This is a genomic window from Streptococcus sp. NLN64 (assembly GCF_015831295.1).
GTDB lineage: Bacteria > Bacillota > Bacilli > Lactobacillales > Streptococcaceae > Streptococcus.
This window is the reverse complement of sequence record NZ_JADXDQ010000009.1, coordinates 23513-30087: the sequence shown is the minus strand read 5'-3', so window position 1 is coordinate 30087 and position 6575 is coordinate 23513. Positions and strand designations below refer to the sequence as shown.

Annotated in this window: 5 protein-coding genes; 1 reads left to right on the top strand and 4 read right to left on the bottom strand. The window is 43.2% G+C overall.

Annotated features, from left to right (window positions below; all coding sequences use genetic code 11):
• Positions 1-1930: GBS Bsp-like repeat-containing protein (locus tag I2503_RS02475; protein ID WP_196966907.1), on the top strand; the 1930-nt coding region annotated here is incomplete at its 5' end.
• Positions 1931-2002: 72 nt separating this feature from the next.
• On the opposite strand, the gene I2503_RS02470 is transcribed toward I2503_RS02475, so the two are convergent.
• Genes I2503_RS02470 through I2503_RS02455 form a run of 4 tightly spaced genes read right to left on the bottom strand, consistent with a single transcriptional unit; the run spans position 2003 to position 6551 of the window.
• A complete protein-coding gene (locus I2503_RS02470) occupies positions 2003-3217 on the bottom strand; it encodes an aminoacyltransferase (protein ID WP_196966906.1) in 1215 nt (404 codons plus the stop codon).
• 6 nt (positions 3218-3223) lie between these two features.
• On the bottom strand, positions 3224-4435 hold the full coding sequence (locus I2503_RS02465) for an aminoacyltransferase (protein WP_196966905.1): 1212 nt from the start codon (positions 4433-4435) through the stop codon (positions 3224-3226).
• Positions 4435-5244: a sugar-phosphatase gene (gene yidA, locus I2503_RS02460; RefSeq protein ID WP_196966904.1), complete on the bottom strand. Its 810-nt coding sequence runs from the start codon at positions 5242-5244 to the stop codon at positions 4435-4437. The genes I2503_RS02465 and yidA overlap by 1 nt, the downstream gene beginning before the upstream one ends.
• Positions 5241-6551 (bottom strand): HD domain-containing protein, encoded by a 1311-nt coding sequence (locus I2503_RS02455; RefSeq protein ID WP_196966903.1) that lies wholly within the window; start codon positions 6549-6551, stop codon positions 5241-5243. The genes yidA and I2503_RS02455 overlap by 4 nt, the downstream gene beginning before the upstream one ends.
• Positions 6552-6575 lie beyond the last annotated feature (24 nt).

Genomic DNA, 6575 nt, shown 5'->3' with positions numbered 1-6575 from the left:
AGTCAACCACCCACAAGGAGTGAAGGAAGTTCTAGTTCCAACTTGGTCTGAGAAAAATGGTCAAGATGATCTTATCTGGCATAAGGCTGTAAAACAAGCGGATGGTAGTTATAAAGTCCGGATTGAAACCAAGGATCATAAGAATGACGCGGGTAGCTATCTCACCCATGTTTACTATGTGACAAACCAAAATAACCGGGAATATGTAACTGGAACCAAGGTAACTGTCCCTCAAGCTCCAGTGGTTCAAAAAACAGGTCAAGTCTCAACAAGGAATATCAATGAAAGTGGATATGATGTGGTTATCAGTCAGGTGAATCATCCACAAGGAGTGAAGGAAGTTCTAGTTCCAACTTGGTCTGAGAAAAATGGTCAAGATGATCTTATCTGGCATAAGGCTGTAAAACAAGCGGATGGTAGTTATAAAGTCCGGATTGAAACCAAGGATCATAAGAATGACGCGGGTAGCTATCTCACCCATGTTTATTACGTAACCAATCAAAATAAGCGTGAATTTTTATCTGGAACAAGGGTAACCGTTCCTCAAAAAACGATCGTTGTTAGTCGGCCAATTCCACATAATCTCCCGGCTCAAGGTAGTTACATATTTACGAAACGTTCGGATGTAAAGAATGAACCTGTTGTAACAAGTCCGACCCTTGCGGTTTATGAAGTCGGGAACAAAGTAAATTATGATCGAATTGTAACAACCAACGGTTACCACTGGTTATCTTATATTTCCTATACTGGACAAAGACGTTATGTAGCTTATGGTCCATCGCATACTCTTGAAGAGAAAAAAGAGGAGACTCAAGGGAATCAATCAACTTCTGGTAAAGGTCTTCCTGAAAAATGGGTCGGGAACAAGAAATATTCTGGAACTGTTACCCATATTGATGAAAATCCAGTCTACTCTGATAAAAATCGTGTGAAGATTGATCGGATTGTGATTCATCACAACGCTGGAATGAGTGACGAAGGAGCCCGAGCAACTTGGTATATTCGCAACGGTAATGAAACTTCAGCCCACTATCAAGTGACTCCAGACAAGATTTGGGGAGTTGTGCCAGAAAACGAAGTGGCTTGGCATGCAGGGCATTATCCAACCAATCAACGTTCCATTGGTATTGAGCACCTCAACAATAGTTTAGGCCCACATTGGACCATCGCTGAGGCAACATATCGCAATTCAGCGAAGTTGATTGCGGATATTTCCCTCCGTTATGATATTCCATTGGACCGCAACCACGTGGTTGGTCATGACGAGGTGTCCGCAACCCTTTGTCCTGGTGGTATCGATATCGATAAGCTCCTTGCACTTGCAAAAATAGAGCGGGCAAAACTTGAAAAAACAACTTTGCCAAACACAAGTGCTGTTCCATCAGCTCCAAAACAAGCAGCCGCTCGCGTGGAAATACCTTATTATTCCCAGTTGGATAGTCGCTGGTCTCAAAAATGGTATGGTGGCTACAAATTTGGACCAACAGGTTGTGTTCCTACCAGCCTAGCTATGGTCTTCTCAGGACTTTCTGGCAAAACTGTTTTACCAACTGAGGTTGGAGACTATATCTATCACAATACCAATGCTTTTAACAAGTTTGGGCCTGGAACAGAGACCAATGGAATTGTGAAGGCTGTTAATAAGTGGGGTTACAAACACGAAGTTTTAAATAGCCGTAATGCTATTCAGGCTGCTCTTCAAGCTGGGAATCCAGTCCTACTGGCGGTCGGGGCGAGTGTCTTTGTGAACTACCCATCTACTCATGAGATTGTGCTGTCCGAATACAAGGACGGAAAAGTTAAGGTTTCAGATCCTTACACCAAATCTCTAAGTGGTTGGCATAGCCTAGATTACCTCTGGAATGTTCGCAGTCGTGTGGCTGAAGACAACCAGCTAGGTTCTCCAGCAATTGCTGTTAAACGTGCGTAAAGAAAAAGAATCGGTCACATCAAGGTGCCGATTCTTTTTTGTAGACAGAGGGTCTGGGGTATTTTCTTACGCTTATTTTCTACCTAAAATGTTCTTAATCCCTTGTAGGATTTTTGCTTTGAATGGGAATGGGTAATAGATGAAGGTTCCTGCTTTTTGGCTAATATAGCCATTGAAGTTTTGTTTGAAACGGAGGACTCCATCCTGTCCATCAAATTGGCCCATGATTCCCAGGAGGTTGTAGTGTGCAATTCCTCGTTTAATGGCTTCCTTCATCACGTATTCTTGTAGCAATGCTGGAGCGTAAAATTTATTAAATTCAGGATAGGAACCAGAGAAGAGGTAGACGGTTTCTTCGGGCATATAGAGGAAGAGGGAAGCAGCCAAGAGAATATCTTCAGAACCGTACTTCTCAATGAAATCTTGTGCTTCAGCTAGCCGTACATCAAAGGTTTCAAGCTGTGAGTTGAATTCACGTAATTGGTTATCTCGTTTTGTACTGGCTGGTCTTTCTTCCAATTTTGCAATTTTTTGAGCTAAAACCTGCTGCCCTTTTTGGATTTCCTGTGCATATTCTTGGAAATTAAGGAAGGCTGCCATAAACTCAGCTCGATCTCCAAAACTATCAAAGAAATATTCATAGTAGGAGAGCTCTTTGTCTGAAAAATCACGACGGCTAGAAGTCGCTTCGGTTACCTCTTTAAAGAGAGGGAGTTCATCTCTTGTAAGTGGGCGAAGTTTGATTCCAAAAGTGTTGGCTTTTTTCACAAGGGCCTTACCATTTTTGGTGAAGGAGCTCAGAAGTGATTGTTCATCCAAACCGCTCAAGTCTTTTAGGTAAACCCAATTAGGAGCAGAAGCAGTATAGCCAGTTTTAAAACCTTGAAATTGAAAACCTAGATTTTCTAGTAATTCCAATTCAGCTCTGTTTTCCGAACCGATTGCTTCTCCATCTGTGGTGTATTCTTGATAAGAAGTGTTTGGAAAAATGATGAGTTCCAAAACCCCTTTTTTCTTGGCGTAGGTTTGAAGTGCTTGATAGAATGATGTTAGACCTGAAGGTTCTACGACCAAGGGACCTAAGGTAATTTCCATATGAAGGCCGCCCGTCATAGGCATGGTTTGAACCATGGCAGCAACTTGGATTTGATTGTTTTCTTTATAGGCTAAGAATTCAATCGTGTAGCCTCGTTTTTCCAGGAGACTAGCCATTTGTGGACTTTGCATGTAAGAACGCTTTTCAATATGAAGCTGTTCAAATTCTTGGGGAGTTATCGTCTCTAACATGAAATTTTACTTCCTTAATTTTTTTCGAACTTTAAGTGCTAAGTTTGCAAGTGGATAAAGAGTGCTAGTAGGTAGATCAAATTCTCCAACAAATTCTTCGATGACAGGAGAAAGATTTTTCTTAAAGTTATAAAGGCCACCGTCAAGACTGTTTTCTACTCCCCCCATGTTATGCCACTTTTTTCCACGATTGAAACTGTGTAGGGCAGTCTCATACCAAGTTAATAATGGTGCTTGGTAGCGTGCAAAATCGTCGTTCATTCCGGCATAAATATTTTCCGCTGTTGGGCCATATTCAAGGGTGAGGGTTCCTGAAATTGCGACGAGATCTCCGTGGATTTCTTGCATTTGTGTTAGGAAATCAAGTTCAGATTGGAGTCGTTTTTGGTCATCTTGGTTTTGTAGCGATTTGTTGGACTGGTTATTATTGTCAAATTTTTTTGCTTCTTCTTGTTTTTTGTGTAGTTCTTTTTCTAAGAGTTTTTTACGTTCTACAAGATTCAATTGAGCTATCGTGATGAAGGCGTCATTACCATACGTTGTGAGAAGTTTCTGGTAGTAGTCTTTCCCTCGTAAAGAAATATTTTTCCGATCTTCTGTTCGCTTCATGAGGTCGGAGAAGGCGTCTAGTAATTCTTCACCTCCAAATACAATTTCCAATCCCTTGTTGCGAGCGGTACGGATGTTCTGTCGGGTACGTTTTGCTAAGTGTTCTTCGCCGAAGTAGCCTTTGTAGATATTTGCATGAAAGCGGGGTTGGATTGTATCGCTGATATCTTGGGTTGGGCCAGTCCATTTTGCACCAGCTGTCTCAAGATGCTCAATAGCTGTTTGAGTGAGTGGGTCAGCCTCCAAGCTCCCATCGGGAAGCGTCTTACTGAGGAAGAGGCTAGGGTCTATTTTGGCAAAAATAGCTTTGTGTTCTTTTGCTCGTTTTTTGAGGGTTTTCATGACGAAGGTCACCAAGTTTTGATTTTGATAATCCATTATTGGGCCGCGCGGGACATAAAGCATGGTGAGTCCAAGTGGAAGTGGACGAATTAAAACGAGTGCGGAAGCCACAAGGGTTTCATTTTGATCTAGGAAAATCAGCCGTTCACTTTTCCAGTTATCTTTAATAATGGCCCACGAACTACTTTGAAGAAGGTTGGCCTGGGGGTGCTGGCTGACAAACTGATCATATTCTTGGAGATCAGAGTTGACTTTATAGGTATACATTAGTCCAATACCCACTTTCTAATGGCGTAGGCTACGCCGGATTCTTGATTGGATTTGGTGATGTGTTTGGCGATTTTTTTGACGTTGGGATTGCCGTTTTCCATGACGACGGGGTGGCCGACGACTTCTAGCATGGCGAGGTCATTTTCCTCGTCCCCGATGGCCATGGTTTGGTCCATTGTTAACCCTAGCTCTTGAGCCAATTGTTGGATGGCCCGCCCTTTATTGGCGCTTTTTTTAAGAATTTCTAAATAAAAAGGAGTGGATTTGACGATGGTGAAGCGGTCGTAGAATTCCGCTGGCAACTTGGCAATGGCAGCATCGAGTATTTCCGGTTCATCAATATACATGGTTTTGATGATTTTCTTGCCCTCCATTTCTTCTGGTGTTCGGTAGAAGATGGGCATGTTGACCAACTGGGATTCATGGACGGTGTATTTGCCGATGTTGCGGTTGGCAGTGAAAATCCCTTGCTTGGTGATGGCGTGCATGTGAACGCCAAGAAGGCGGGAATAGTACTCGATGTCCAGATAGTCTTGATAGGTTAGGATGTCTTTGACCAGCTCTTGGCCAGTCGCTGCGTCTTGTACGAGCGCGCCATTGAAGGTGATGACATAGTGTCCAGTTTTGTTGAGCTCCAGTTCTTCAAGTAGGTGGTGAACCCCAGCAACAGGACGGCCAGTGGCAATGACCACTTGAACTCCGGCCTGACTCGCCTCAAGGACGGCTTCTTTGACTTCTTTTGTGATTTTTTTATCGGGTGTGATTAAGGTTCCGTCGATATCAACGGCCACTAATTTGATACTCATTCTTTAGGTTCTCCATAAATAAAGCTATCGTTTTGAATGTAGGATTGGAAGGTTTTTCCTTGAAAGGAAAAGAGATCATTCTCGCCCATCATTTCCTTAGGGAAATAAAAGCGATGGTCTCCGTAGCGGGTACCGGTCAAAGCCTGAACCAAAGGGGATAGGCTAGACAGTTCTCTCAAGCTACCGTCTTTTTGCAGGATTTCAATTTGAGTCTTAGACCGGCCTTCATCAGGACGGTAGATATCGTAAGGCAAATCGAAATTACGATGGATAGCGGTGTAATAAAGGGGATCAAATCCAACCTCTTGAACCAAGTCACGAAGTACTTGGAGATGCTCTTCATCCTCTTTTTCAAAAAGAATGGACTTGAAAACACGACGGTTAATGACACGCTGGGCCAAGTCTGAAAGAATCTTATCGGGACTAGTCATCCAGGATTGGAAATAGGTGGACAAAACTCCATCGTCTAGTGCCAAATAATCCTCCAAACTAACTTCTTCCTGAAAGAAAGGGAGGAGGCGAGGGGAAGAGTAGGCAAAGTAATCCCGATACTCCGGGAAAATCTTCCGAGCTCGCTCCAAGAGTTTGTGGAGCAGGACTTCCATAGCGCGTGTGGCAGGATGGAAGTAAATCTGCATATACATCTGGAAGCGGCTGACAATATAGTCCTCCACTGCATGAAGGCCATTCCGACGAAATGCGATACCATTGGACACCGGCTCCATGACGCGGAGAATCCGCGTTAAATCAAATTCTCCATAGTGAGTGCCAGTGAAATAGGAATCCCGTAAAAGATAATCCATCCGATCGACATCAATTTGACTGGAAATGAGCTGGACCACCTGCTTGTTTGGATAAGTATGATCAATAACACTGGCCACTTTCTCCGGAAAATCAGGGGCTACCTGAAGAAGTATCTGGTGAACCTGACTGTTTGGATCCAGGATAATGCGTTGCGTCATTAGCTCATGGTCGGTATGGAAGAGCCCTTCGAACGTATGAGAATAGGCACCATGTCCGACATCATGAAGCAAGGCAGCTGTCATGGTTAAGAGGTTTTCCCCTGGATTCCAGATATCCGGATACGATTCCGTAAAATTTTGCGTGACTTGACGTGCTAACTCATAAGCTCCAAGACAGTGTGAAAAACGGCTATGTTCTCCTCCGTGAAAGGTAAAACTGGACGTCCCCAGTTGTTTAATCCGACGTAGCCGTTGAAATTCCCTGCTGTTAATTAATTGGTAAATAATAGGGTCGTTCACATGAACATAGTTGTGAACAGGATCCCGAAAAACCTTTTCAATCATAGCAACATTTTACCATAAAATCAG